Here is a 26,669-nt window from a genome sequence, read left to right on the forward strand (position 1 = left end):
ATAAAGCTATTTTGCCCAATATTACTGCTGTTTTTTATGCAAAGCGCATCCGCGCAGGTACAGGTAACTAAGCTTGATAAAAAGGCCGTGCCTGCATCTGTAAAATATAGCGGCCATATTATTGACGCGGTAAAATATAAAGACAACAGCGGCGAGCATTTAGTTATAACTACTGAAACAGGAGAAACTCCCACCAAAAATTCAGAGATGGAAGGCAGGGATGCAGCCTTGTACGCTTATCATTATACAATTGAGGGCAAAGGCGTTTATAAATTAAACTGGCAAACTTATGATTTTATAAAAGATTGTCCGGTAGATATTAACGCCAGTTTTATACCAGGCACTTTCGCGGTAACCGATCTTGATAAGAATGGCAAGGCAGAGGTATGGCTGATGTACAAAACGGTATGCCATGGCGATGTTAGTCCGAGTAATATGAAGATCATTATGCACGAGGGCGATAAAAAATATGCAGTAAGGGGTACCAATAAAGTGAAGCTTTCGGCAACGGAAACAGAGGGCGGCAAATACACTTTTGATGAAGTTTTTAAAAACGGACCGGAAGTATTCAGGCAATATGCCGCCAAGCTTTGGCAAAAAAACATAATAGAAACGTGGAAGCAATTCCATAACAATAAACTCATAAATGAAAATTAAGAATATATATATCGGCAGCCTGGCACTCTTGTTTACAGGCTTATTATCGATACCGGCACAGGCGCAGTTAATGCAGAAGAAAGAAACCTTTACCCGTGCAGATAGTTTGCGCGGCAGCCTTTCGCCTTTGCGCAGTTATGATATCAATTATTATCACCTGGATGTGAAGTTTGATATCGACAAAAAATACATCAGTGGCAGCAACCTGTTCAAGTTTACCGCCACCGAGGATATCAGCAAACTACAATTCGACCTATACGATAACCTGAATGTTGAAAAAGTAGTTTACAAAGGCAAAGAAGTGCCATTTACCCGTGAGTTCAACGCGGTGTTCGTAACCTTTCCGCAGGCGATAAGCAAGGGAGCAAAAGATGAATTTACCGTATACTATTCGGGTAACCCTACTGTGGCCAAACGCGCCCCATGGGATGGCGGCGTGGTATTTACTACCGATTCGTTAGGCAAGCCATGGGTAGCCACTGCCTGCCAGGGCGCGGGTGCCAGTATATGGTGGCCCAATAAAGACCACCAAAGCGACGAGGTGGACAGCATGCTAATCAGTATCAGCGTACCTAAAGGTTTAAAGGATATTTCTAACGGCCGTCTGCGTAAAACCACCCAGTTAAAGGATGGTTATACCAAATTCGACTGGTTTGTAGCAAACCCCATCAACAATTACGATGTGGCCGCCAATATTGCCGATTACGCGCATTTCAGCGATAGCTACGCAGGCGAAAAAGGCAAACTATCTTTAGATTATTGGGTACTTACCTATAACCTGGAGAAAGCCAAAAAACATTTCGCGGCTAATGTAAAACCTATGCTGAAGGCCTTTGAACGCTGGTTTGGCCCGTACCCTTTTTATGAGGATGGTTATAAGCTGATAGAAACCCCGCATTTAGGTATGGAGCACCAAAGTGCCGTAGCGTATGGTAACAAGTATCTTAATGGTTATTTAGGCAACGATCTGTCGGGTACAGGCTGGGGTTTGAAATGGGACTTCATCATCATTCACGAAAGCGGGCACGAGTGGTTTGGTAATAACATCACCTCTAAAGATATCGGCGATATGTGGATCCACGAAGGATTTACTAATTACTCCGAATCGTTATTTATAGAAGATAACTGGGGTAAAGAAGCTGGTTTAGAGTATGTGCACGGCGTAAGAAAAGGCATTGCTAACGACGCGCCAATTGTTGGTCCGTACGGGGTAAACAAAGAGGGATCGGGAGATATGTACCCTAAAAGCGCCAACATGCTCAACATGATCCGCACCATTATAGGCGATGACGAAAAATGGCGCGGCATACTGCGCGGGCTCAACAAAACCTTCTACCACAAAACCGTTACTTATGATGACGTGGTGAGCTATGTAAATGAGCAATCGGGTAAAAACTTCAGTTCGGTATTTGCGCAGTACCTCAAACACAAAGAACTGCCGATACTGGAATTTGTAACCATGAACAAAAAATTATATTGTCGCTGGATAGCCTCTGAAGAAAGCTTTGACATGCCCGTGCGTGTAAAACTAAAAGGCGGCGAATACCAGTTCATCAACCCTAAAACCCGCCTAAGCCCGGTAACCATTGAAGGCGCCACCAGGGATAATATAGAGGTAGATACCTTCAACTTTTACATAGGCGTACTGGTGGAGTGAGTTTTTTATAGAGTCAAGAGATAGGAATCAGGAGACAAGAGTTAGGAATCAGGAGACAAGATTCTTTATGTAGATTCAAGAGTTGAGAATCAGGAGACAAGATTCAAAATACCAAAGCACCGGCAACATTGAGTTGTCGGTGCTTTTCGCTTTTATATAGCATAAATGAAGACTTACGAAGTTTTGAAAACTTCGTAAGTCTCGCTCTCCAACGAATTTTCTTGCATCCCGCTTCTCAACTCTTGAATCTCTTTCTTGCATCCTGATTCTTATTTCTTGAATCTTTTCCCCCGCCACTCGCAACATACTACTTATAACAAATTTTACCTATCTTGCGCATTACCGTATTAATACAGATAGTGACTTTTCAGGAATTTAATTTTAACGAGCATTTATTAGAAGGTGTACTGAGCATGGGTTATACCAAGCCAACACCCATACAGGAAATGGCTATCCCCGTGATAGCAGGCGGGGAGGATCTGATTGCTTGTGCTCAAACAGGTACCGGTAAAACCGGGGCGTTCCTGTTGCCGGTTTTGAACCATATTGCTCAAAACCATACCCACCAAACCACTGTACTTATACTTACCCCAACCCGCGAGCTTGCGCAGCAAATAGATCAGCAGGTTGAAGGTTTGGCTTATTTTACGGGCATCAGTTCGCTGGCGGTATTTGGCGGCGGCGATGGCATTGTTTACGAACAGCAACGCCGGGGTATCCAAAACAATGTAAATATTATTATAGCTACCCCGGGCAGGCTTATAGCCCACCTTACATCGGGTGTGCTTAAACTTAACCATATACAGCACTTAATATTAGACGAAGCCGACCGCATGCTTGACATGGGTTTTCAGGATGATATTATGCGCATTATCAGCTATCTGCCTAAAAAAAGGCAAACGCTGTTGTTTTCGGCCACCATGCCGGGGCGTATCCGTACGCTTGCAAAAACAGTACTGAATAATCCGCAGCAAATAAACATCGCGCTATCGCAACCGGCTGTAGGTATTGATCAGCAGGTTTACCGTGTTGCCGATCAGCAAAAAACACCGCTGATCAAATACTTGTTGAAAGATGGCAAATACACCAGTATCATCATCTTCTCATCCACTAAAGACAAAGTAAAATCTGTTTATAAAGAACTGAAGGCTGCCAATATCAAAATAAGCGCTTTCCACTCCGATTTGGACCAGGTGGAGCGTGAGCAGATCTTACTTAATTTCAAGAATAAAAACCTTCCGGTAATTATTGGTACCGATGCCTTATCGCGCGGTATTGATGTGGAGGGTATCGACCTGGTAATTAACTACGATGTACCACCCGATCCGGAAGATTATATACACCGCATAGGCCGTACCGCGCGTGCCGCTACTACGGGTACCGCTATCACTTTGCTGAACGAGCGCGACCAGGGCAAGTTCAATAATATTGAAAAACTGATAGAGAAAACCATAGAGCAGAAAACTTTGCCCGAAGAAATTGGTGAATCGCCGGTTTTCCGTCCGCCGCATGAGGTGCATTTCCACGCCAAGAAGAAAAGATTTAATAAAAAGAAGAAACCTACAAACAAGCCATGAGGAAACTTATTGCCAAGCACTACATTGCATCATTACTGATGCTAAATGCATTTATAGCTGTTAGCACTACAGCCAGCGCACAAGAGAAAAAAACATCGGGCAACCCTATTGCCGAAGGCTGGTATGCCGACCCTGAAGCTGTCATTTTTGGCAAAACTTACTGGGTTTACCCAACCTATTCGGCACCTTACAACCAACAGGTGCACTTTGACGCCTTTTCATCAACCGATTTGGTGAACTGGACCAAACACAGCAACATTGTTGACACCGCCGCCCTAAAATGGGTTAAGCGTGCGCTTTGGGCACCGGCCATTACCGAGAAAGACGGCAAATACTACCTTTTCTTCGGCGCTAACGATATACAGAACGATAACGAAAAAGGCGGCATCGGTGTAGCTGTGGCTGATAACCCTGCCGGTCCGTTTAAAGATTATTTGGGCAAACCGCTTATCGATAAGATCATCAACAAAGCACAGCCTATCGATCAGTTCATCTATAAAGATAAAGGCCAGTATTACATTATATATGGCGGCTGGGGCCATTGCAACATAGCCAAGCTGAATAAAGACTTTACCGGTTTTATTCCGTTTGAAAATGGAGAGATATTTAAATCGATCACTCCGAAGGACTATGTAGAAGGCCCGGTGATGTTTAAACGCAAAGGCAAATACTATTTCATGTGGTCGGAAGGCGGCTGGACAGGCCCTGATTACCGCGTAGCTTACGCCATTGGCGATTCTCCGGTTGGTCCGTTCAAACGCATCAGCACCATACTGAAACAAGACGCTACCATTGCTACAGGCGCAGGCCACCACTCGGTGATACAAGTACCGGGCACTGATGAATGGTATATTATTTACCACCGTCGCCCACTTACCGAAACCGACGGCAACCACCGTGTTACCTGTATAGATAAACTATACTTTGATAAAGACGGCCTGATAAAAGAAGTTAAAATAACCAACGAAGGCGTTGCGCCGCGTGTTATTAAATAATTAACAGAAGTGTTACTAACAGCAAAAAGCATCGTTTTTTAAGCGATGCTTTTCTGTTAGCAACAAAACCAATGGGATGATACGCTTAATATTACTCACCATACTGTTCCTTGCTTCGCTGCTTAACCTGTTTGATGCCCCGGCTTATTACTTTTGGCTGCTGGCCATTATGGTAAGCGAGTTCCCTGTGATATTTGCCGGGATTACGGTTGCGATAACCGCATCAGGATATTGGCTGCAAAAGTACCGTACAGCGGGTACGGTGTTGGGGATAGTTACCCTACTGCTGTTCATCTCGCCTATCATCCGGTCATTCATTATCTCGCGCTCCATTAAAACCGAAATGCAAGCGGCCTTCGGACCGGGAACTTTATTACCTACCGATGCTTCAGCGTTTAACGTGGGGAAACTATTTAAATTCAGCGATAGCGTAATTACTTATCAAAGCCTGGTGTATAAAACCTATCCCGGTATTGGTTTAACGCTGGATTATTATCCATCGCGACAGCCCGGTACAAGGCCTTGCGTAATCGTTATCCACGGCGGTTCGTGGAGCAGCGGTGATAGTAAACAATTGCCCGAACTGAACAGCTATTTGGCAAAACGAGGATATAATGTGGCGTCTATCAACTATCGCCTTGCTCCTACTTATCAAAATCCTGCACCGGTTGAAGATGTAAAGGCAGCCTTGAATTATCTGCGCCAAAATGCAGGTAAGCTTCATATTGATACCAATAAATTCGTATTGCTTGGCCGGTCGGCAGGGGCACAAATCGCGTTGCTTGCTGCTTACACGTTACACCATAGTAGCCTGAAAGGCGTAATAGATTTTTATGGCCCTGCGGATATGGTTTGGGGATACTCGCTGCCGGCAAATCCTTGGGTGATGGATTCGCGCGCGGTGATGCACAAATACCTTGGCGGGCCATACAACAAGGTTCCGCAAAACTATGCAGCCAGTTCGCCTATTGAATTTGTGGATCAGCAATCGCCGCCAACCCTTATTATTCACGGGGCAAATGATGTATTGGTGGCTTATGAACATAGCCGACGATTAAACGACAAACTACAGCAAAACGGCATTAAACATTACTGGCTTAAACTGCCATGGGCTACTCATGGGTTTGATTATAACCTGAACGGACCGGGTGGCCAGTTATCTACCTACACTGTGGAAACCTTTTTAAATACAGTTACACAATAGCTCACTAATAGCTTATGCAGTTGGCTTTTGCTCCTTAAACTGACTGAAAAATATCAGCGCCAGTATGCACAAAGCGAAACCGCAAATACCGTTCATACGCAGTCCATGATCGTTGCCCGGGTCTTTACCATATACGGTAAGGAAAGCGAATAATGCTATACCCAACGTTTGCCCCAGCTTTACAAACAAGTATTTCACCGCGAAGAACATCCCCTCCCGGTTTTCGCCGGTATCAATGGCATCCTGCTGGGCAATTTCGGCGAGTATGGCATTGGGCAATATCCCCAGCGAAGCCAGCGGGAACGCGGCCGATAACACCAGCATGTAGATTTGTATAGTTGAGGAAAAAGGGAACTTCCCCAAGAAATATATCGCCACAAAAATTAAGCTCAACAACCCGAACGAGAACAGGATGATCGGTTTCTTCCCTATTTTTTTCGACAGGTAATTAATAAGCGGATAAAACAAAAGCGAGCCCACTACCATAGCTCCCATCAGCACACCGCCTATGGATTCGGGCAGTTTTAGCAGTACGGTTACAAAAAACAACAAACCGCTGGAGATAATGCTGAGCGCCATGTAAAAGGAAAAATCAGAAATAAGATAGTATTTAAAATTACGATTGCTGAAGGTTTTGCTAATGGCCGGCAGCAACGGCAAGTGCGATGGCTTACTGTTGGAATATTTGCGCTCGTCGATAGCCAGTACGGGTATCAGCATGATCAAACCGGCAACTACAGCTATCCCCCAAATGGTATACTGCACGGCCTGGTTACGATCGGCAATATCAAAATTGCGTTGTACCAAGTCGGCAAAGTTATTAACGAATGCGGCAATGATAATTCCCACCACAAAACCCACCTGCTGAAATGATGACAGCTTTACCTTTTCGGCAGCCGTTTCGGTCAATTCGGGCATCAGCGCGTTATAGGGAATAATGTAGGCAGTGGCTCCCATAAAAAAGAACACCAATGTGGTAGTAAGCCAAGATGCGTTGAGCATGCTCTCGCCCTTAACCAACGGGTAAAAAGTAAGGCAGCACGCAATTACAGCGGGCAATATGGCCCACTTCATAAAGGGGATCCGGCGGCCTTTAGGATTGGTACTTTTATCGCTAAGCGAAGCGATATAGGGGTCGAACAAGGCATCTACAAAACGCCCGGAAGCCGCGATCAGCGACATGATATTGAACAACCCGAACACCAATAATTGTGGTACCAAAGGGATCAGCCCGGCATTTGATGGCGGTAAATAATAATATGGAAGCATCACAATGATGATATTCGTCATCATGCTCCAACCCGTCATTCCGCAGGCGTATGCAAGCTGTTTGGTGAAAGGTAGTTTAGCGATTGGCATCACTGCAATATGCAAATTAAGTTACTAAAATTTACCGTGGGCTCTTATTTATATACGATCTTAAGCTAAACTTAAATTCAGCGGCATTTGTTCATTATGTTCATTTACAGCATTATTAAACATAATCGCTTCGCGTTCGTAGCTTTATAAAGACGAATATTCAATTCATCTGCCATGAATAATCTGGATGCCCTTTTTTATCAAAACCCGCAACCAATGTGGGTGTACGCCATCAACTCCCTGCTGATACTGGAAGTTAACGAGGCCGCGATAAAGCGCTATGGCTATTCGCGCGAAGAGTTCATTGGAAAAAGCACCCGCGACCTGCGGCCTGTTGAAGACATTCACTTACTTGAAGAAATTTTGAACAGCAAAGGGCCGAAAGATATTTATGAATCGGAGTTCAGGCATGTTACTAAAAGCGGCACTATTTTCCATGTAGAGATACAGGCTTATGATATTGTTTACAATGATGTACCCGCAAAGCTGATTCAGGCGCAATGCATTGAGGCCAAAAAAGATATACAAGGCAAACTGCAGCTTACCGAATCAAAACTGAACCGTTTACTGGATAGCACCACCATTGGTTTTTATCAGCTGGACCCAAACGGCAATATTACTTACTGGAATAACGCTGCCGAAAAATTGCTTGGCTACAACCGCGACTATGTGCTGGGCAAAAATATATGGGATGTTTTCCCCGAAGCAGTGCATTCTGATTTTTACACCTACATTGAAAAAGCCTCTGCGCACAAAGTCAATGTAGAGTTTACAGAATATTTTTGGCCCATACAACGCTGGTTCTTTACCAATGCCTACCCTGGCGAAGATGGTATATTGGTACACTTCAGAGATGTAACCCATATTAAACTGGCACAGGAGGTATTACTCGAAAAAATAGAACAACTGAAGGAGATCTCCTTCCTTAACTCACATTATATCCGCAAACCGGTGGCAAGCCTGTTGGGCCTCACCAATTTAATAAAAGAGAACGTAATACGCCCCGAGGAGTTTAAGGAGATTGCCGAGCAGGTACAGGCATGCAGTTACGAACTGGATGATGTGATTAAAACGATCAACAAAAAAGTAAACGACGGCGACGGGCTGAAAGAACTCGCTTTTGAAATGGCAGAGTTTTGCATTAACGATCTATTGAAAGATGTGATATGCGATTATAAAAATACCCACCCCACGCACCGTGTTGTTTTTAAAGCATCGGCCAATATTATGTACTACGGCAGCAAACATGGTATACGTGTAGCGGTGGAGAACCTGCTTGATAACGCCATTAAGTTTTCACCTTATGCCGATCATGTTGTGCTAACCTTAAGCAAGGTAAACCAAAACGCAGTGGTTTCTGTACAGGATTTTGGCGAAGGCATTGATTCTCGGGTACTTAACAAGATATTTTTAGGCTTTATAAAGAGGGATGTGTCGCGGGAGTTAGGTGAGGGCCTGGCCAAGGTTTCAACTGTAACCAGGCGCCATCACGGCAATGTTTGGGTGGAGAGCAGGCCGGGCAAGGGCACTGTATTCAGTGTGAGGCTGCCGCTGTCTACCATGTCGGCCATTAAGGCGGGTATTAAAACAGATTGCAACAGCTACCGCGATCCGGGACTGGAGATCACTTACGACGAGGAAAACAAATATCTCCGGATGGACTGGCGGGGCTTTTTGAGCCTGCATACCATAAAAGCCGGGTGCCTTAAATTATGCGATCTTTTGAAAAAGCACGATTGCAAAATGGTGCTCAATAATAACGCTAACGTAATGGGCAGTTGGGAAGATGCCGCCGAGTGGGTAGGTAAAGAATGTTTCCCGATGCTGGAAGAAGCCGGGCTGCAGTTTTTAGCCTGGGCATACTCACCAAGCACGTTTAGTCGCCTCTCGGCAGATATGGCTATACGTGCGCTAAAGGGCAATGTCGTGATTAAAACCTTTAACGATAAAGACGAAGCCCGCCAATGGCTGGAAGAAGTAGGCAAAGCCGTATATATCGATCTGGATTAGTTATAAACCCGAATAATAATCGTAGCCCCGTTCGGCCCAGTAATCGGGCGGGCGGGTATCGCTAAAGCTGATGGAGCCTATCCGTTTCAAATTTTTAATACCGTACTTCACCGGGATAATCAATCGTAAGGGCTGCCCGTTGTCCATCGGCAAGGGCTTATCGTTCACCTCATAAGCCAGCAATGTTTGCGGGTGAAGGGCGCTGGGCATATCCACCCCTACATAGTACTTTTTATCGGGCGTAGCCAAACCTACATAGCTGAGTTTAGCCTGTTCGTGCAGGTTATAATGCTCTACCAGATCTGTAAACTTTACGCCTGCCCAATGCGAGATCTGATCCCAGCCTTCCACGCATTTAAAATCGAAGATGATCTCTGTTTTGGGCAAGGCTTTCAAATCATCCAGCGAAAGCTGCAATACGTCCCCCCTGCCTTTATTGATCTGGAGTTTCCAGTCGGCAGGTTCAAAATCTTCATCCGCTAAGCCTATAAAACTATTTACCCGTACCTGTTTTGCTGCACGTGCCTTAGGGTAGGTTTTTACAAGGTTATTATTGCTGTACAGCCTGCGAAAAAATAGTTCGGTTTGATTAAGTGCCCTGCGTAAAGGTTCGTGAGCATGCCCGGTTATCGAAGGTTTTTCTAAAGGTGACTTGTACAACCATCGCCAGCCACCGTAGGCCACGCCTGATAACACAACAAAGCTCCCCATCGAAATAAAATTCCGCCTGCTTATCTTTTGCTCAATGGTGAGTTCTTTTTTTACCTTTTTCATGGGTTTACTTGTCATCGTCTGCTTTAGGTATAATTTCAGGTTCAGGCTCAATAATGGGTGTGTGAGGTACAGTTACCGGTTCATCAACCACTTCAAAACCCGTTATAACCGATCGAAAATTGCTCCATCCGGCCAATATCACCTGCACAATATGCACCACAAAGAACAGCACATAACCAATAGTTAACACAAAATGCCATATCCGCGCCAAATGGTAACCGCCGCACAGCCAAACCAGCCAGTTAAACTGCACCGGTTTATAAATTGCCAACCCGGTAATAATGGAGCCGAACCCCATTACGATAATGGCTGAGTAGGCAATGCGCTGGGCCGCGTTATACTTTTTTTGAGGTGGAGCCATCTTTCGGATATGCAGATCGTGCAGCAGCACCAGCCAGGCCTCTTTAAACGAGTGTTTATTTGGCAGCAACTCCCGCCATTCGCCCGAAAACCAAGTGTATAACACATAAGCGATACCGTTCAGCAAAAAGACCCACATAAATAAAAAGTGGAAAGCCATCCCTTCAGACAGGCGACGTGTGATATGGAATGTTTTATAAAACCACTCCGGGAAAAACTTCACAAACGTATGCCCGAACAGCGTGATACTGTAGGCATCGTTAGCCCAATAGATCAGCATACCGCTCCATATCATGATGCTCAGCACCGGGAAATTTATCCAGTGTGCCCAACGTATGGCTAAAGGGTGTTTTTCTTTAATAACCTTCATGGTTGCTGTAATTATTCAGTACCTATCTTCAACGTTTTATAACTGCCATTGTTCCGTTGGTTGCGAAGGCCATTTTTGAGGCCGCCTCAATACCGCCGTTTTCACTGTTTTGCACCAAGCCAATTACTTCGTAACCTGCGGTATTAAACCCTGTAGGTAATGGCAGGGTAACCGAGCCTGATTTTTTATCAGTAACTTGTTGCAACTCACGCACTATTTGCACATGCGGTAATGTTCGGCCTTCGTTTTCGCCGCTTTTCACCACGGTACGGGCATTTTTCTGTACCAAAGCAAATAATAAAATAGTTTTATCACCGGCATTTTCAGCTTCATAATTGACGGTTACCCCACTTTTATCGGCCTTTAGTCCGCTTAATGATAAGCGCGCGTTATGTTGCTCCTTTAATGATGCGGTAATTGCATTCCGTAACGTTCCTTCCTGCGAACCTACAAATTCTGTTTTGCCGTTTACCACAACCTGCGGCGTATATACCGATGCCCCTTTTATCCAACCGGTGTATTTGTATTGCCTTTCAGAATACGCATGTTTACTAAATGCGTCCTTCCAGCCCAAACGGTTCCAGTAATCAACATGGTAGGCTAATATGTATACCGGCTCATTTTTCTTTTGCTGTTGTATTTTAGCCAGTACCGCATCTGCCGCAGGGCAGCTTGAACATCCCTCTGATGTAAAAAGCTCTATAACCGTAAAACCTGTTTGCTTCTTATTCTCTTCGTATTCAGCGTGACTGCCGTTTTTGAAAGCGCTTGCTGTAAGCAATATGGTTACCAGGCATAGCAAGCTGTATAACTTTATATTTTTCATGTGGCTACTTCTGTTTAATTTACTATGATGATTTACGTAATTAGTCGGCTGCGAGGATAAAACCTTACAACAAATTTTATCTTTTTATTATCTACCTCAAAATAAAGAAGTTAAATTTCAATTTTATTGTAAGGATACGCAGCCGGATACGACTAAGCATCTGACAAAAACACTATAGTAATTATATATGGATGTAAACACGCCCGTACCCGACCCGGGTAAGTGGGTTAATAACTATGCCGATTTTCTGTTTGGATACGCCATTTCACGCTTAAACAATGAAGAACAGGCGAAAGACCTGGTACAGGAAACTTTTTTGGCCGCGTTAGAACGATTAGGAACTTTTGAAAACCGCAGTACAGAACGCACTTGGTTGGTAAGTATTCTTAAAAATAAAATAGTTGATGCCTACCGCAAAAAAGCGGGGAGTCCGGCTTTTAGCGAGATCAAGGCGATTGAAGAGCAACAGGACTTTTTTGATGAAGATACCGGACACTGGAAGGCCGAACACCAACCACTATCGTGGGGTGCCGATGGCAACGCGTTACTAACCAATAAGGAGTTTAACAACATACTGCAAAAGTGTATGCAAAAACTGCCGCCAATGTGGATGTCGGTTTTCAGCATGAAACACCTGGATGATGCGCCTACCGAAACCATTTGCACCGAACTGAAACTGAGCGCGGCTAACTTTTGGGTTATTATACACCGGGCCAAGCTTAATTTAAGGGCATGCCTTCAAAAACACTGGCTATAAATTAAAGTAACATGAGCAGATTAAAAAACATACAAAACAACTGTAAGCACGCTACTTTTTTAATAGAGAAGAAGCATACCGATGGCCTTACATTCAGAGAAACGGTAGAATTGCGCATTCATCTCACCGGTTGCTCTATGTGCCGGTTGTTTAACAAGCAAAGCAGGCAGATCAACGAAATGGTAAAGCAACTGTTCAGGCGCTCGGCCGAAACCAGGCTGGATGATGCCTACAAACAGCGTCTGCAAAACCTGATTGATGATGAACTGAATAAAAATTAAAAAATGCTGTAAGGTTTGTAAGCCGCCTGCGACTAAGCAGGAAACAAACAAATAAAAATGAAAACGAATCAATCAGTAAAAATCAGCAAATCAATTTTATTAACAGTAGTTGCCGCATTTGTAATTACCATCGGCAGCGTGCTTAACGTACAGGCATCAACCATCGTCCCAATTAAAGGCGGGCATATTACCACTGCCAGCGATACCGGCAAAACAAAAAAGAAAGCCGACAAAGTGAAAGCCAAGAAAAAAGGCAAAATGGACAAAATGGGGTCGGACAAAATGGGAGATGATAAGATGGGCAAGGATACCGGCAAAATGTAATTCCTTTTTAAAAAAAGTTGTGATAAAAAGAGGGCTTCGGTCCTCTTTTTTGTTTTAACTCACCCGATCTATATTGAGTAGTGCATTATTGGTTAACATGTAAAGGCGGCGGGACGCCGCGTAATAGTCGTCACTCGGCCGGAGCCGTAGCGACTGCAGCTAATTATTTGAAATCCACCCTCTTTTTGCTTGCAAAGAGAGGGTCGCCCAGCGAAGCAAAGGCGGGGTGAGTCACTCACCGGCAATGTACAATTCCGTTCCCTCAAAAGCCTCCAACTCCTGCTGATTATGGCTAACTATCAACACTTTACAATTCAGTTCAGCGAACAACTTTTTTAAATCGCTTATCAGCGCAGCTTTAACTTCCTTATCCAGTGCCGAAAATGGTTCGTCCATCAGCAGTATTTTGGGTTTTATGGCGATGGCCCGCAGTATGGCCAAGCGTTGCTGTTGCCCACCAGATAGGTAAGCAGGTTTATGCGTGGCGAAAGCCTCTAAGCGTCCGATTGTTAATAAGCGTTTAATCCAGTCTGCATCTGTAGTAGCATATTCCAGGTGTTGCTGTACCGTCATGTTTGGGAACAGGGCGTAATCCTGAAACACGAAGCCTACCCGCCGTATTTGTGGCGAAAGATTGATCTGCTTAGCTGTATCCAGCCATGTTTCGTCATTTACAGTAATTTTTCCCGCTTCGGGATTTATCAAACCGGCTATTACTTTCAACAGCGTGCTTTTACCCGCGCCCGATGGTCCGTAAATTTTGGTAACGCTACCTGCCGCGAATTGGTGGTTCAGCTTTAGTGCCTGCTGCCCGTTGTAAGCCTTTAGCTTTTTTTCAAAATCTACTACTATCATTCCAGCGGGCTTTTGGCTTGGTACCTGTTATAAATAAATACGCTGCTCACCATTACAAAGGTAATGCACAGCAATATCAGCGAATAATTCCCTGCCGAAGCATAATCCATTTGTTCAACAGCATCGTATACCGCTATAGATGCCACGCGTGTTGTATTCGGGATATTACCGCCAATCATCAGCACCACGCCGAATTCGCCCAGTGTATGTGCGAAGGTGAGTACTGTGGCTGTTAGCAACGATGGCTTTATGTTGGGCAGCAACACTTTTACAAAAGTTTGCCACTTGCTTTTACCCAGCGTGTACGATGCCTGCGATAATGAAACGGGCAACTGCTGCAAGGCCGACTTTACAGGGCCTATCATAAACGGCATACTGTAAATAACCGATGCCAATACCAGGCCTTCAAACGAAAATACCAGTTGCACATCAAATGTATTCTGCAGCCACTTACCAAAGCCATTTTGCGGACTAAAAGCCAGCAGCAAATAAAAACCCAGTACCGATGGCGGCAACACCAGGGGCATAGTAATAACCGCCTCAATAATAATTTTAAAGAATGACTGTCCCTTTGACAACCACCAGGCCACAGGCAAACCTACCAGCAGCAAAATGAATGTGGTAATGCCCGCCAGCTTTAGTGTAAGCCATATAGGCGAAAGATCTATCAAAAAAATATGGGCTATGCTCACAGTGTTTTATAACCGTATTGTTTAAATATACGTTTTGCAACGGGGCTTAATATATACTGATAAAATTTTTGAGCCTGTATATTGTCCTTAGCATGGGTTAACAGCACTATACCCTGCTGCATGGGCGCGTACATTTTTGTATCGATGGCTTTCCAATATAAAGGCTGCGTTTCTTTCACTAACGATTGCGTGGTAAAACCCACCTCAACCACACCGGTGGTGATGTAGGTATTTACCTGCGATATGCTTTCGCCATAAACCGCCTTGGGTTTTATTTTATTTAGGATACCGGCTTTTGTCAGCGCTTCTTCGGCGGCTTTGCCGTAAGGCGCTATCGCCGGGTTGGCTATGGCTATTTTTTTTACCGATTTGCTTTGCAGCAGTTGTTGCCAGTTATTAAAGGCCAGTTGCTTGTTGCTGCAAATAATCAGGCTGCCCAAAGCATATACCTCCGGCTTATCGGTAGCCGAACCGTCTTTATACAGTTTCTCCGGAAAATCCATATCAGCCGACAGGAATACATCGTAAGGCGCGCCGTTGCTAATTTGCGCCACCAGTTTGCCCGACGAACCCGAAACAGGTTCTATATCGATACCCGTGCGCATTTTAAAATCTTTTTGCAGGGCTATAATTACCGTTTGCAGGTTGGCAGCCGCGGCTACCTTTATAGCTTGGGCCGATGCCTGCAGCATTGCAAACAGGCAAACAGCTGTAATACACAGCTTTGTTTTTATTGGGGATATAATATTGATCATATACGCTATTTATACCTACTCAATTATAAACAAAAAAAGCCGTGCCTGATGAGGCACAGCTTGGTAAATAAATATAAAGGTCAGTTAATATTTATCAAATTCTTATATAACTACAATTCCTCGTCGTGTTGTGAAATATCCAAACCAACCAGTTCCTCTTCCGGGGTAACACGCAGTTTGCTGATCATATCGGTTACTTTTAACAAGATGAAAGAACCAACGAAAGCGAATACCGATACGCCTGCCAAAGCAGCCAGGTGGATCAGGAACAAATGTGTATCACCGTAGAACAAACCATTACCGGTAGTATTGGCGCCATTTACATTCTGATGAGCGAAAACACCGGTTAACAGCATACCTACCATACCGCCTACACCATGGCAAGGGAATACATCCAAAGTATCATCGATAGAAGTTTTGCTTCTCCAGATCACTACCAGGTTACTTACCACAGCAGCAACTATACCAATGATGAGTGAGTGAGGAATGGTCACAAAACCCGCAGCCGGGGTAATAGCTACCAAACCAACCACCGCGCCTATACAGGCACCAACTACTGAAGGTTTTTTACCGCGCAGCATATCAAAGAAGATCCAGGCGATGGCAGCAGCGGCAGAAGCGGTAGTAGTAGTACCCAAAGCAGTAGCAGCAAGCGCGTTGGCACCTAAAGCAGAACCCGCGTTGAAACCGAACCAGCCGAACCACAGTAAACCTGTACCTAACAATACATAGCTGATACGTGCAGGTGAATGCGCTTTATCGGTACGTTGTTTCAAATAAATAGCAGAAGCCAAAGCAGCCCAGCCAGCAGACATGTGTACCACGGTACCGCCTGCAAAATCAAGCACGCCTAATTTAAAGAAGAAGCCATCCGGGTGCCAGGTAGCGTGAGCCAAAGGCGCGTAGATGAATATCATGAATAAGCAAAGGAAGATCACATAAGAGTTAAAGCGGATACGCTCGGCAAACGCGCCGGTGATCAAAGCCGGGGTAATCACCGCGAACTTTAACTGGAACATGGCGAACAATACCAATGGGATAGTAGGGGCTAAAGACCAGGTAGCATTACCCAGCATGCCTTTCATCATAAAGAAAGTGCCCGGGTTACCGATAAAGCCGCCGCCGATATCATCACCGAAGGCAAGGCTGAAACCGAAGATCACCCAAAGGATGGTGATCACGCCCATACAAACAAAGCTTTGCATCATGGTAGAAAGTACGTTCTTTTTGCTCACCATACCTCCGTAGAAGAAGGCCAGGCCCGGTGTCATGATGAGTACAAGGGCGGTACTTACCAGCAGCCATGCGGTGTCGCCGCTGTCGATCTGGCTGTCTTTTACAGTAGTTACATCTACCGATGGATAAACCAGCGCCAGGATCACTACTACGACAAGTAATAAGAAGGGTAGGATTTTTTTCATGTTTTATAGTTTTTAGTTAGGGTTATTTATATTGTTTAATACAAAGCGGTTAAATTCAAGGCTTTCATCTTTATTTAATCGCTCCGTTTTAAAAATTACCATTTTTTAAAGGTATTTGTTAAACATTATTTGGCCGCATCCAAAAAACAGTATATAATCTGTTTATCAACCCCTCGTCAAATCTTGAAAATAATTCAATTTAATGATTTATCTCATTGTTTGATTGCCAATTTTCTCAATAGTTCTGCAATATTGATAAAATTTATAATATTTTAAAGAGTTTTTTAAAAAAATCTGAATAAACATCCTTTACTAACTTAAATATTAAAAAACAAAACACCTTTATCGAAATAATAAAGCATATTTCCCTCTCCAATTTGGAATATTTTTATAAAAACTTAATAAATTATAAAAACACAGACATATAACTACTCCATAAACCAAAAAAGCCCGACTGGAAGTAGTCGGGCCGGATATTTAAATGTAATAATTAGTTCTGTGTTATAGGTTCGTGGTATTTATGGCAGGTCTGCGCGCAATTATTGCATGCCTCGGCGCATTTTTGGCAATGCACGTGCTCATGTTTGCTGCATTCGGCGGCACATTGGCTACAAATTTCTTCGCAAAGCAATAAATACTGTAATGAAATATCAGATCCGCGTTGCAGCAGCCTCGCGGCCAGGGCACATATATCAGCACAATCACGATCGAGGCTGATACAGTCTGCCATCATTTTAACATCATCCTCCTGCAAACATGCCGAAGCGCAGTTTTCGCAAGCCAAAACACAATCCAGCAGTGTTCTGATCAGGTCCTGGTATTCACTATTGTTTTTCATGGTGGTTAGTTTATTAATAAGTACCACCACAAACAGTGTATAGTTTTTATAAAAGCAAAAAAGGCGGCAAACCTAAGTTCACCGCCTTGTTGTTATTAATCACTAAAACTTTTATTGTCCGCTATCGGCAGGTACAGGTGCAGCGGGCGCGGTATTTTCATCCTCGTCAGATGGTACGCCTACTACTTTATATACCTTATTATCGTTAGCATCATGGTCTTCTTTGTAATAAACGCCATCCGGAGATACAAACAGTTTTTCACCATTCACTTTAACCTTACGTGTGTCAGCAGGCAGATCGGTAACGATATCGCCTACCAGCGGCAGTTGCTCATCGTAACCGGCCTCATCAGTATTTAGCTGACCATCTTTACCGGCTACCTGGTAAGTGGTGGTGCCATCATCTTTAGTTACCTGCTGATAGTACACACCGTTCATCTCGTAATATTGTTGCCCGTTGATAACTATTGAAGATGCTTTTGAAGGCAGTTCTTTAATCTCGGCACCTACAGGTGGCTCAACTACGGTATACTGATCGTTCAGTTGCTGGTAGTACAACCCATCACTGTAGTAATATTGCAGGTTATTCCAGTAAAAAGGATAGTAGCCATAAGGCAAAACGCCAATACTAAAACCTATATGAGGCATATAATATGAGTTATAATAGCCGCGATAGTAGTTATAAAAACCACGGTTGCCATAACCATAATAACCGCCTCCATAGTAACGACCGCCACGATAGTAACCACGGTTGTTGCCATAATAAGGGTTACGGTAAACCCTTTGGTTATATGCGCCACGGTTGTAATAACCACCACGGCTTATACGTGTATTGTATGAATTATTGTACCTGTTGTTACCGCTAACGCCATAAGAAGGACGCGTACCCGGCGCAACACCTACACGGTTATTATATGAACCACCGTAAGATGGGCGAACCGTAGCAGCACTACCCGACGGGCGCGAAAAGCTACCGCTTGATGGGCGAGAGAAACTCCCACCTGACGGGCGAGAGAAACTACCGCTCGATGAAGGACGTGAAAAACTGCCGCCACCGCCACCATAAGATGGACGCGAAATACCCACACTACCGCCGCCACCGCCGCGAGAACCACCACCACCGCCACCACGAGAACCACCGCCTCCGCGTTGCGCATCAGCCGAGAGTATAGTAAACGAACATAAAAGTCCGCTCAGGGCGATGTAAAGCAAATTTTTATATGACCTTTTCATTTTGAATATGTTAAGCACTCAGTATTGGTTTGTACTGATATGTAATAGACTATTGTATGTTTAAACGGTTTAACGTGCTTTAAATTATTTTGTTAAGAAAATTGACTGTCATTTAATTAACACATTGGCGGGCGCTTAGTTCTCCATCTTGTCATTTCGAACGCAGAGAGAAATCTTCTTCGCCTTTATGTTTGCTACCTGTAAATAGCAGAAGATCTCTCCTCGTTCCTCGTCGAGAAGACAAGGGAAATCAGGTAAGGTCCGCAACAAAAAATATTTTTTGAAACCAAATAATAACTTAATAGCTTAGTATATAATTATATACCTAAAATTATGAAAATAACCAACAGTCATTTAAATGAGTGCGACAACCATTTAAATGAAACCGGCGCGCGCTCCCATGCCGCCAATCAGCAACGTGATCTTACATTAGCGCATGACCCTAATGAGCATGACGATGATGACGACAGCTACGGGCTGTGATCAGATCTCTTCGGCGATAAAGATGAACGGTTGATCAAACTGCAGGCTGAAAAAGCCATCGTGCAGTGTTTGTAACCTGTCTTTCGCCAAAACGGACAACCCGCTGTGCTGAACATTATGGGGCTGTAGCAGCAGCTCGATAATTTCACCAGCGGGTTTCCATTTACTAAAGCCTGTGGTTACCGGGTAAATCTTTTTATGATCGTGGTAGATAACGAGGTTGATCTTATCGACAAAAAACTCAAAACTATGCAGATCGAGCTCATCGGTAACGATATTCACCGAAGGATATCCCTGCGCTACCAAATACTTCATAGCTGCCAGCGCAAAGCTATCATCTCCGGCAGGCATCAGTTTTACATCCGATTGCAGGTCGGCATCCGCCTGGTTGGCTATCAACCAGTCGTACTTAATGCCTTGCGCGTTGAGTATCTCGGCCGTATCGGGAGTAACGATCACGGTAGGGCTCCACTCCAGTAACTGGCCCAACAATTCATCCTCAAAATTATCTAAACCGAGCACCAGTAAAGCAGGTTCCTGTTTTTCGCGCACTACATGATGGGATGACATTGGATGTTAGTTTTATGTTAATGTGACAAAAATAGCAATTGTTTTATCAAGGTGTATGAGCCCCGGGCAGGGCACATGGGGAATACCTATTCATCTTGAAACGCAGTGAGAGATCTTTTGCGCTCGTTATTTTTTTACCGCGGAGTTAAGGAGGCTTGCGCAGAGTTAGGAGAGAGAAATTAGATAAAGACTTACGAAGTGTTGAAAGCGCGATATGTTAATATACATACTCCAGCGTGGCCGGATTATCAAACGCTACATTGTAGAGTATATCGTATAGCCATTTAGCTATCTCTGTTTTTATGGGAGTGGCATCCTTAAAGTTTGCCATATTATAATAGAAGGTGAACAGGTTATTGTCGCCCCCTATAAAGCCCGCTTTGGTAAACGGCTCCGTATACTCGTAACCCATGTGCCGTGCCACGGCATCGGTTACCCGGAACGAGATAACCAATAGATTGGCTTTATGTAAAGAAAAGCTAAAGTGCATATCAACGGACTTTTTAAGGATCAGTTTAAAGCCTGTACATCTACCTCCGTACAGCGCGAACAAGGCATCATCAATCTCCTGGGTGTCGTAAAGTGGTTTGTTCTGCAATAAGGCAAGCTTACGTTGTATGGTGGCTTGCGCCTGTTCAATATGCTTAGATACGGCTGATGTCATATAAGCAGATCCGTCGGTACGCATTACTTCTAAATTTTTTATCCTCCGCCGTAATTCCTGTACTTCCGTATAACCCGGTGTTTTAAATTCATTCAGGCGATACAAGATCCTGTTAACCTCCCATAAGGCAGTAGCGTTATAATCTGCCGATAAATAATCGCCCTCGGCTACCGCTAATTTTATCTGGGTTTCCAGCGCTTGCTTTTCGGTTTCGTAGTATTCAATAAGCAGGTCGAGGTCGTTTTCATACAGCATGGCTTAGGCTGTCTAAATTAAGCATTATCTGCCGAAAGGCATATCAACTAAACGTTAACAAAGAGTGCTGCCCGGCGGTGTGCATATCACGCCAAACCTGGTTGATCTCCGTATCCGGATTAGCTGCTTTCAGTCCGCAATAGGTATACAAACTGTTCACGCTTTCGCGGGCGGCTTTGGCCAATTTTCTGCTGCTTGTGCTTACCTGTTGCAATTCGGCTTCGGTTAAAATATTATTGCTGATAGTTTGCCAGGAGGCATCAAGCGCTTCATAAAATGCCGAACGACATTGCTCTAAATTACTTATGGTTTGTTGCAGTAATTCCTTTAATAATGCTTTTTGCACTTCTGTCGTTTTTTCGCGACTTGCCCTTTCTTCAAATATGGGCCCGCACAGGTCGGTAAAATGTACTGCCAATCCGGACAGATTAGCGGCCAAGGTAGCTTCTGCCAGTTGCAGAAAAGGGTACCGGTAAAGCGGGTCATCAATCACGGAAAAATCAGGATCTATCTTAAAACAACGGTCCTGCTTTACAAACAGATTTTTTACCTCATAGCCATCGCTTCCGGTCGCCATCATGCCTACATATTTCCAGGCGGAGAAAAGGCTAACATCGGCCCTGTCGAAAATAAACGGTAATACCAGCGGAGTGCCATCACTATTTAACACAGGTTCATCGTCTTGATAAATTGTGCAATTGGCCGTTAAGTGTGTGGCATGATGCGCGCCGCTGGCATACATCCAGCTGCCGTTAATGATGTAGCCGCCATCGGTAATTGTAGCTGTACCGGTTGCCGCGCCGCTGCCTGCCAAACAAAGCTGCGGGTTGTTGAATATTTCGGCAGCGACATCCGCCCCTAAAAAACCACCGAACCAACCTGCTCCGCTGCACAAGGTAACCACCCAACCCAAACTGCCGCTGGCCCAGCTTAGCGCTTCTTCCAGTCTTACCTGTTCGGGCAATGCCAGTTGCAAGCCCGAATAAGCCTTCGGGACTAAAAACTTAAACCATTGCTGCTCATAAATAAGCGCCAGCTGATCGGGCTGTAATTTGCCAGCCTTTTCGGCAACAGGCACCGCGTCGCGGATGGTTTTTACCCATTCGGGTTTTAAGTATGTTGAGGGATGCGTCATTTTTAGAATAAAGAGTATGGAGTCAGGAGACAAGAAAGAAATTAGGAAAGATCAGCTTCAGACCTCTGCCCTGATTCTTGCATCTTAATTCCTGATTCTTTTTTAAGTATAGAGTCAAGAGACAAGAAGGAAAGTAAATTAAGAAAGGTTAGCTTCAGCCTCCTATCTTGATTCTTGCATCTTAATTCCTGCTTCTCTCTCCGATCTTTTCCAATCAAAGTAACCAAAAATAGCTACCACAAACAGTATAATAGTTAACATGGCGAACAGCGGTAATTGCTTATGGAACAGCAGTGGTACCGCAAACAGGTTACTTATATTAAGCAGTATCCAGTTCTCTATTTTGCGGCGGGCCAGCAGCCACATACCTGCCCACGCGGTTGATGATACCCAGGCATCCCATACCGGCACGGTTGAGGGTGTAAAGTGCTTAAGCGCCAGGTATAGCACCAGCCAGCCGCCAAACACAATAGCCAGTGTAATATACCATTCGTTCCGGGTACTGTAGCTTACAGGTATGGGTGGCTGGTCGCGTTTGCGCACCCAGTATATCCAGCCATAAACACTCATCACTATATAATAAACGTTCAGCAGGGCTTCGGCAAAAAGCTGCACATCTACCAGTAAATACACCCATATGGTGGTGGCTACTAACCCGGCAGGGTAAAGCCATATTTTATTAGCCCGCGCCAGCAATACCTCGGCCACGCCAAACACCACAGCTACCCATTGCAGCCAGGTGGTTTCTTTAAATTGTGATACAAACAGATCTATCCAGTATTGCATTTTGTGAGATGTAAGAGGTAAGAATCAGGATACAAGAATCAGAAGATATAACGAAGCATAGATTGCTTGGGTCTTGTCTCTTAATTCTTGTATCCTGACTCTAACATGTTAGAAACTTAAACTAACCGATGCCAGCAAATTGCGTGTGGCCTGCGGGAAAAAGTAGTTGTAGTTATACAGCGTACCTGCGGTTACACCCGGATAGGTTGCGCCGTTGGCCTCATACTTTTTGCTGAACACATTATTAACCAATAAGGTAAGGCCTATGTTTTTAACACCGCTTACGCTGAAGTTATAGTTAAGCCTTACATCGCTCACAAAGTACGATTTCAGGAAACGGTTAACCGCGTACGAATTATTGGCCACATCCGGCGAAGTGGTAATGCCATCGGGGTTAATGTTCGAGGTATTGTCCAAATATTGTTTGCTTACATACTTGCTGATGAACGCGATGCTGCCGCGTTTAACCGGTGCAAACGTAATTTCGCTGCCGCCGATAAACGATGGCGAATAGGCGATATTGGTTTTGCTGAAAAACTGCGGCACAGGCGGTAGCGGGGCGTAATCTTCAGTAGTATTGCTCAAAGCCTGGCTCAGGTTTTTAATTTTATTGGTGCTGATGGTAGCATTGGCAGCCCAGTTTAACTGGTTGGTGATCTTTACACGGCCATCCACCTCAATACCTGCGCGGTAACTATCATCCACGTTTTTGCGGATCTGCGAACCCACATCATTTAGCTGACCGGTAATTACCAACTGATTTTTATACAGCATATAATAAGCGTTGATGCCCGCGCTAAAGTTGCTCTGCGTAGTGCGGTAACCCAGCTCAAAATCTTTCAGATTTTCTGATTTTGGCTTGTTCTGATCGGCCAGCCTGTCGGTATAATCATTACGATTGGGCTCGCGGTTACCTACCGCGAAAGAGAAGTATACGTTGTTTTGCTGATCAATCTGGTAAGTAACACCCGCTTTAGGATTAACAAAATTGAATTTGGCCAGTTCGTTTACAAACTGTTGCTTGTTCTCGGGCCCGTAAATTTTGTAGTATATATTGCGGTACTGTACATCGCCATATAGTAATACTTTGCCCCATTGGTATTCGGCACGGGCAAAAATGTTAAAGTCGTTCTTTTTGGCATTGTTGCGGTAGTACTCATAGTTGGGGCCGATGCCCGCGCTTTGTTCCGTGTAGATCACGTTACCAAAATGGTCGCCATCGTATTTGTTGTAAGCGCCGCCTACAATAAGGTTCAGCTTGCCGGGATTATATTTAAGGGAATAGGTAACGCCATAAAAATCATTATCTAACCAACGGCGACGCGCCAAATTAGTACTGGTGATGGTATCGCCCCCAACAATTACCGGCTTTATGCTATAAGTACCTTGGAGGTCGTCATCTTTACGGTACTCCTCATAATAACCCGCGCCCTTGGTATAGTGCAAGGCTCCGCTAAAGGTCAATTCGGGCGTAATGCGCTGATCGTACAGCAACTGGTAGTGATGCTGTGTATAATCATCTACCTGGTCTTTATAATAATTGTTTTCGGAGATGTATCCAAGTTCATTGTAACGACGGTTGTTCGGGATAGAATTATCGCCTATCACATAGTCGGGCACGCCGTTCCAGGCCTGGTAGGTACGCTCGTAACCTGTAAATACGTTTGCACGGATAGTAGCTGTTTTGCCATAATAAGCGCCGCTTAAAAAGTACGATTTTAGATTTGATGAAGCCCTGTCGATATACCCGTTAGAGTGCACGCGCGATAAACGACCGTCGAAAGTGAAATGATCGCCCAGTAGGCCTGTACCTACGTTTACCGTGTTTTTAACCGTACTGTACGAGCCTATGGTATTGTTCAGTTCGGCGTAAGCGGTATCGCGGCGGGTGCCGGTTTGTATGTTGATACTACCGCCAAAAGCACCGGCACCATTAGTTGAGGTACCTACACCACGCTGCACCTGTATATTGTTTACAGACGAAGCCAGATCGGGAACATCCACAAAAAAAGCTCCCTGGCTTTCCGAATCATTATACGGAATGCCATTTACTGTTACGTTAATGCGCGAACCATCAGACCCACGGATGCGGATCCCCGTATAGCCAACGCCCGTTCCGGCATCTGACGATACCACTACCGACGGCGTTTGGTTAAGCAGGTAAGGCAAATCCTGACCAAGGTTATTCTTCTCCAGGTCTTTTTTGCTTAAGTTGGTAAAAGCCGTAGGCGAGTTTTTGCTTGCACGTGTAGCCGTAATAGTAATGGTTTCGGTAGTGAGCGAACTGCTTGTCAATGTAAAATCAGCAACACGACTGGCGGCGTTCAGCGTAATAGTTTTACTGACGGCTAAATAACCAATGTAACTTACTGTTAAATTGTAAGTGCCTTTGTTTAAATTGTTGAAACTGTACTTTCCGTCAGCATTGGCAACGCTGCTTTGCGCAGGATTTGCAATAGTAATGGTAGCGCCGGGCAGTACTTCGCCGGTTTGATTAGTAACCTTTCCGGATATGGAAAGCTGGGCCGATGCCAAAGCAGGCAGCAGCAGGGCGAATATCGCCGCAAATAAATTTTTCAATCTTTAATAATAAAAATTAGTTAAACCATCTCCGCATCAGGGCAATACGCAGTACACTTAACTTGTTACCTCTCCCTACGCCGGCATTACCCGGATCAGGTTCGTGTTTTGGTTGCGAGTGGCGTTTATGCAGTATGAGTTATAATGTACTAACCGGATACTGAAAACTGTAACTCTTAACTCAAAACAATGGGTATGATCTCAGCCTGTCTTTAAGTTTGGTATTAACGTTCTGCAGTACGTTATTGCAACCAAAGCAAGGCACCCCTTGAGAATTATAAGCGCAAATATATAATTTTTTTAATAAGTCGGGGAAGAGAGTAAGTCTGGAAGTCCGAAAGACCGAAAGTCCGGAAGTCAGAAAGGTCGTAAGACGGAAAGTTAGGACAAAGACAGTGAAGAAAGATTGTTGGAATAAGCACAAAAAAGGCGGGAATGAATATCCCGCCTGGCTCTCGATAATCAGGTGTTAATATTTTTTGTTAGTCTTTATGATTGTAGCTGATCACCCTCGTGATCTTCCATTTATCATCTTTCTGTTTCCATATAGTGATAAAACTGGCCGAACCTTGTGGTTCTTTTTTCCCGTTTACCATTTTGTAAAAGCGGTGTTCGCCCATTTCCATGGCGCCATAAAAATCGAGTTGATATACCTTGGCACTTACCAGCTGGCGCATCATTCCGCCATTTTCGCATACCGATTTCATAGATTTCATCAAGTCGTGGCGCGATTCGGTGTAGCCCGTGCGGTCGTTAAAAAACTCTACATCGCTGTCGTAATAATCTTCAAATTTATCAAGATCACATTTGTTATAGGCATCAAAAACTTCTTTATCTAATGCGATGATCTTGCTGTATAATGATTTTGAAGCTGCTTTTTTGGTTGATTGCGCGCTGGCTGTAATTGAAGTACCGGCTAATAGCAGTAATAAAATAGTTGTGTAACGTTTCATGATGTACATATAAACCACGATCAATATCATTTTGTTGGCTGCTTTGTATTGTTTTTTTGTTTGGTGATAGAGCGATCGCCCGTTTCTTCCCTCACAAAAACTTTGGAAAACGGTGTAATTCCGAACGAGGAGAAACTATTCTCTTGATTGATAGCGAAAAATCTTCTGCTCATAAGTAGGTAGCAGACCTACATAGCGAAGAAAATCTCTCCCTATGGTCGAAATGACAAAAAAGGCATAAAAAAACCTGTCATCCTGAGCGTAGCGAAGGATCTTCTTCACCATACAAGCAGGCGAT

26 protein-coding genes are annotated in these 26,669 nt (G+C 44.3%); 10 read left to right on the plus strand and 16 right to left on the minus strand.

Annotated features, from left to right (window positions below; translation table 11 throughout):
* The 5 genes from AC07NA_RS20060 to AC07NA_RS20080 all read left to right on the plus strand — a co-directional run bounded on the left by AC07NA_RS20060 (position 1) and on the right by AC07NA_RS20080 (position 6,090).
* Positions 1-657: a M949_RS01915 family surface polysaccharide biosynthesis protein gene (locus AC07NA_RS20060; RefSeq protein WP_494899325.1), complete on the plus strand. Its 657-nt coding sequence runs from the start codon at positions 1-3 to the stop codon at positions 655-657.
* Positions 647-2,314 (plus strand): M1 family metallopeptidase, encoded by a 1,668-nt coding sequence (locus tag AC07NA_RS20065; protein ID WP_494899292.1) that lies wholly within the window; start codon positions 647-649, stop codon positions 2,312-2,314. The genes AC07NA_RS20060 and AC07NA_RS20065 overlap by 11 nt, the downstream gene beginning before the upstream one ends.
* Positions 2,315-2,673: 359 nt before the next feature.
* A complete protein-coding gene (locus tag AC07NA_RS20070; RefSeq protein WP_345211766.1) occupies positions 2,674-3,891 on the plus strand; it encodes a DEAD/DEAH box helicase in 1,218 nt (405 codons plus the stop codon).
* Complete coding sequence (locus AC07NA_RS20075; protein WP_345211715.1) at positions 3,888-4,886, plus strand: glycoside hydrolase family 43 protein; 999 nt, start codon at positions 3,888-3,890, stop codon at positions 4,884-4,886. The genes AC07NA_RS20070 and AC07NA_RS20075 overlap by 4 nt, the downstream gene beginning before the upstream one ends.
* Before the next feature lie 76 nt (positions 4,887-4,962).
* Complete coding sequence (locus AC07NA_RS20080; RefSeq protein ID WP_494899293.1) at positions 4,963-6,090, plus strand: alpha/beta hydrolase fold domain-containing protein; 1,128 nt, start codon at positions 4,963-4,965, stop codon at positions 6,088-6,090.
* A gap of 12 nt (positions 6,091-6,102) precedes the next feature.
* Here AC07NA_RS20080 and AC07NA_RS20085 read toward each other — a convergent pair whose 3' ends face one another.
* Entirely contained in the window at positions 6,103-7,449 is a 1,347-nt protein-coding gene (locus tag AC07NA_RS20085) for an MFS transporter (protein ID WP_494899294.1), read from the minus strand.
* Between the two features lie 174 nt (positions 7,450-7,623).
* On the opposite strand from AC07NA_RS20085, the gene AC07NA_RS20090 reads away from it, so the two are divergent.
* A complete protein-coding gene (locus tag AC07NA_RS20090; RefSeq protein ID WP_494899295.1) occupies positions 7,624-9,459 on the plus strand; it encodes a PAS domain S-box protein in 1,836 nt (611 codons plus the stop codon).
* Here the strand turns inward: AC07NA_RS20090 and AC07NA_RS20095 are convergent, their stop codons facing one another.
* The 3 genes from AC07NA_RS20095 to AC07NA_RS20105 are packed head-to-tail and all read right to left on the minus strand — an operon-like array spanning position 9,460 to position 11,789.
* Positions 9,460-10,233, minus strand: a complete 774-nt coding sequence (locus AC07NA_RS20095; protein ID WP_494899296.1) for a molybdopterin-dependent oxidoreductase — start codon at positions 10,231-10,233, stop codon at positions 9,460-9,462.
* A gap of 4 nt (positions 10,234-10,237) precedes the next feature.
* The gene (locus AC07NA_RS20100; RefSeq protein ID WP_494899297.1) at positions 10,238-10,963 is read right to left on the minus strand and encodes a cytochrome b/b6 domain-containing protein; all 726 of its coding nucleotides are present in this window, start codon (positions 10,961-10,963) and stop codon (positions 10,238-10,240) included.
* Between the two features lie 28 nt (positions 10,964-10,991).
* On the minus strand, positions 10,992-11,789 hold the full coding sequence (locus AC07NA_RS20105) for a DUF1223 domain-containing protein (RefSeq protein WP_494899298.1): 798 nt from the start codon (positions 11,787-11,789) through the stop codon (positions 10,992-10,994).
* Between the two features lie 187 nt (positions 11,790-11,976).
* Between AC07NA_RS20105 and AC07NA_RS20110 the strand changes: the two genes are divergently transcribed.
* Genes AC07NA_RS20110 through AC07NA_RS20120 form a run of 3 tightly spaced genes read left to right on the plus strand, consistent with a single transcriptional unit; the run spans position 11,977 to position 13,151 of the window.
* Positions 11,977-12,546 carry a sigma-70 family RNA polymerase sigma factor gene (locus AC07NA_RS20110; RefSeq protein ID WP_494899299.1) on the plus strand — a complete coding sequence of 190 codons (570 nt, stop codon included), beginning with the start codon at positions 11,977-11,979 and terminating at the stop codon, positions 12,544-12,546.
* Between the two features lie 11 nt (positions 12,547-12,557).
* Positions 12,558-12,827, plus strand: a complete 270-nt coding sequence (locus AC07NA_RS20115) for a hypothetical protein (RefSeq protein ID WP_345211707.1) — start codon at positions 12,558-12,560, stop codon at positions 12,825-12,827.
* 57 nt (positions 12,828-12,884) lie between these two features.
* Positions 12,885-13,151: a hypothetical protein gene (locus AC07NA_RS20120; protein ID WP_494899300.1), complete on the plus strand. Its 267-nt coding sequence runs from the start codon at positions 12,885-12,887 to the stop codon at positions 13,149-13,151.
* Between the two features lie 231 nt (positions 13,152-13,382).
* On the opposite strand, the gene AC07NA_RS20125 is transcribed toward AC07NA_RS20120, so the two are convergent.
* From AC07NA_RS20125 to AC07NA_RS20150, 6 genes are all read right to left on the minus strand, one after another.
* On the minus strand, positions 13,383-14,006 hold the full coding sequence (locus AC07NA_RS20125) for an ATP-binding cassette domain-containing protein (RefSeq protein WP_494899301.1): 624 nt from the start codon (positions 14,004-14,006) through the stop codon (positions 13,383-13,385).
* Entirely contained in the window at positions 14,003-14,698 is a 696-nt protein-coding gene (gene modB, locus AC07NA_RS20130) for a molybdate ABC transporter permease subunit (protein WP_494899302.1), read from the minus strand. Before modB ends, AC07NA_RS20125 begins: the two co-directional genes overlap by 4 nt.
* Complete coding sequence (modA, locus tag AC07NA_RS20135) at positions 14,695-15,453, minus strand: molybdate ABC transporter substrate-binding protein (protein WP_494899303.1); 759 nt, start codon at positions 15,451-15,453, stop codon at positions 14,695-14,697. The genes modB and modA overlap by 4 nt, the downstream gene beginning before the upstream one ends.
* 110 nt (positions 15,454-15,563) lie before the next feature.
* Positions 15,564-16,874 (minus strand): ammonium transporter, encoded by a 1,311-nt coding sequence (locus AC07NA_RS20140; RefSeq protein WP_345211543.1) that lies wholly within the window; start codon positions 16,872-16,874, stop codon positions 15,564-15,566.
* Positions 16,875-17,364: 490 nt separating this feature from the next.
* Complete coding sequence (locus AC07NA_RS20145; protein ID WP_494899304.1) at positions 17,365-17,712, minus strand: four-helix bundle copper-binding protein; 348 nt, start codon at positions 17,710-17,712, stop codon at positions 17,365-17,367.
* A 111-nt stretch (positions 17,713-17,823) separates the two neighbouring features.
* Positions 17,824-18,945, minus strand: a complete 1,122-nt coding sequence (locus tag AC07NA_RS20150; protein ID WP_494899305.1) for a DUF6515 family protein — start codon at positions 18,943-18,945, stop codon at positions 17,824-17,826.
* A gap of 333 nt (positions 18,946-19,278) precedes the next feature.
* Between AC07NA_RS20150 and AC07NA_RS20155 the strand changes: the two genes are divergently transcribed.
* Entirely contained in the window at positions 19,279-19,428 is a 150-nt protein-coding gene (locus AC07NA_RS20155; RefSeq protein ID WP_494899306.1) for a hypothetical protein, read from the plus strand.
* On the opposite strand, the gene AC07NA_RS20160 is transcribed toward AC07NA_RS20155, so the two are convergent.
* From AC07NA_RS20160 to AC07NA_RS20185, 6 genes are all read right to left on the minus strand, one after another.
* The gene (locus AC07NA_RS20160; RefSeq protein WP_494899307.1) at positions 19,429-19,998 is read right to left on the minus strand and encodes a thiamine pyrophosphokinase; all 570 of its coding nucleotides are present in this window, start codon (positions 19,996-19,998) and stop codon (positions 19,429-19,431) included. It lies immediately after the preceding gene.
* A 217-nt stretch (positions 19,999-20,215) separates the two neighbouring features.
* On the minus strand, positions 20,216-20,917 hold the full coding sequence (locus tag AC07NA_RS20165) for a hypothetical protein (RefSeq protein WP_494899308.1): 702 nt from the start codon (positions 20,915-20,917) through the stop codon (positions 20,216-20,218).
* A gap of 43 nt (positions 20,918-20,960) precedes the next feature.
* The gene (locus tag AC07NA_RS20170; protein WP_494899309.1) at positions 20,961-22,052 is read right to left on the minus strand and encodes an acyl-CoA dehydrogenase family protein; all 1,092 of its coding nucleotides are present in this window, start codon (positions 22,050-22,052) and stop codon (positions 20,961-20,963) included.
* Between the two features lie 162 nt (positions 22,053-22,214).
* On the minus strand, positions 22,215-22,838 hold the full coding sequence (gene pnuC / locus AC07NA_RS20175) for a nicotinamide riboside transporter PnuC (RefSeq protein WP_494899310.1): 624 nt from the start codon (positions 22,836-22,838) through the stop codon (positions 22,215-22,217).
* A gap of 108 nt (positions 22,839-22,946) precedes the next feature.
* The gene (locus AC07NA_RS20180; protein ID WP_494899311.1) at positions 22,947-25,418 is read right to left on the minus strand and encodes a TonB-dependent receptor; all 2,472 of its coding nucleotides are present in this window, start codon (positions 25,416-25,418) and stop codon (positions 22,947-22,949) included.
* A gap of 482 nt (positions 25,419-25,900) precedes the next feature.
* Positions 25,901-26,371, minus strand: a complete 471-nt coding sequence (locus tag AC07NA_RS20185; RefSeq protein ID WP_494899312.1) for a nuclear transport factor 2 family protein — start codon at positions 26,369-26,371, stop codon at positions 25,901-25,903.
* Positions 26,372-26,669 lie beyond the last annotated feature (298 nt).

This window comes from Mucilaginibacter sp. GW821-FHT07G05, from assembly GCF_059418565.1.

Bases quoted from the DNA above. Each gene is read 5' to 3' on its own strand.
- AC07NA_RS20065 (WP_494899292.1), top strand. From the start codon at position 647: ATGAAAATTAAGAATATATATATCGGCAGCCTGGCACTCTTGTTTACA.
- AC07NA_RS20075 (WP_345211715.1), top strand. From the start codon at position 3,888: ATGAGGAAACTTATTGCCAAGCACTACATTGCATCATTACTGATGCTA.
- AC07NA_RS20080 (WP_494899293.1), top strand. From the start codon at position 4,963: ATGATACGCTTAATATTACTCACCATACTGTTCCTTGCTTCGCTGCTT.
- AC07NA_RS20085 (WP_494899294.1), bottom strand. From the start codon at position 7,449: ATGCCAATCGCTAAACTACCTTTCACCAAACAGCTTGCATACGCCTGC.
- AC07NA_RS20090 (WP_494899295.1), top strand. From the start codon at position 7,624: ATGAATAATCTGGATGCCCTTTTTTATCAAAACCCGCAACCAATGTGG.
- AC07NA_RS20095 (WP_494899296.1), bottom strand. From the start codon at position 10,233: ATGAAAAAGGTAAAAAAAGAACTCACCATTGAGCAAAAGATAAGCAGG.
- AC07NA_RS20100 (WP_494899297.1), bottom strand. From the start codon at position 10,963: ATGAAGGTTATTAAAGAAAAACACCCTTTAGCCATACGTTGGGCACAC.
- AC07NA_RS20105 (WP_494899298.1), bottom strand. From the start codon at position 11,789: ATGAAAAATATAAAGTTATACAGCTTGCTATGCCTGGTAACCATATTG.
- AC07NA_RS20110 (WP_494899299.1), top strand. From the start codon at position 11,977: ATGGATGTAAACACGCCCGTACCCGACCCGGGTAAGTGGGTTAATAAC.
- AC07NA_RS20115 (WP_345211707.1), top strand. From the start codon at position 12,558: ATGAGCAGATTAAAAAACATACAAAACAACTGTAAGCACGCTACTTTT.
- AC07NA_RS20120 (WP_494899300.1), top strand. From the start codon at position 12,885: ATGAAAACGAATCAATCAGTAAAAATCAGCAAATCAATTTTATTAACA.
- AC07NA_RS20125 (WP_494899301.1), bottom strand. From the start codon at position 14,006: ATGATAGTAGTAGATTTTGAAAAAAAGCTAAAGGCTTACAACGGGCAG.
- modA (WP_494899303.1), bottom strand. From the start codon at position 15,453: ATGATCAATATTATATCCCCAATAAAAACAAAGCTGTGTATTACAGCT.
- AC07NA_RS20140 (WP_345211543.1), bottom strand. From the start codon at position 16,874: ATGAAAAAAATCCTACCCTTCTTATTACTTGTCGTAGTAGTGATCCTG.
- AC07NA_RS20145 (WP_494899304.1), bottom strand. From the start codon at position 17,712: ATGAAAAACAATAGTGAATACCAGGACCTGATCAGAACACTGCTGGAT.
- AC07NA_RS20150 (WP_494899305.1), bottom strand. From the start codon at position 18,945: ATGAAAAGGTCATATAAAAATTTGCTTTACATCGCCCTGAGCGGACTT.
- AC07NA_RS20155 (WP_494899306.1), top strand. From the start codon at position 19,279: ATGAAAATAACCAACAGTCATTTAAATGAGTGCGACAACCATTTAAAT.
- AC07NA_RS20160 (WP_494899307.1), bottom strand. From the start codon at position 19,998: ATGTCATCCCATCATGTAGTGCGCGAAAAACAGGAACCTGCTTTACTG.
- AC07NA_RS20165 (WP_494899308.1), bottom strand. From the start codon at position 20,917: ATGCTGTATGAAAACGACCTCGACCTGCTTATTGAATACTACGAAACC.
- AC07NA_RS20170 (WP_494899309.1), bottom strand. From the start codon at position 22,052: ATGACGCATCCCTCAACATACTTAAAACCCGAATGGGTAAAAACCATC.
- pnuC (WP_494899310.1), bottom strand. From the start codon at position 22,838: ATGCAATACTGGATAGATCTGTTTGTATCACAATTTAAAGAAACCACC.
- AC07NA_RS20185 (WP_494899312.1), bottom strand. From the start codon at position 26,371: ATGAAACGTTACACAACTATTTTATTACTGCTATTAGCCGGTACTTCA.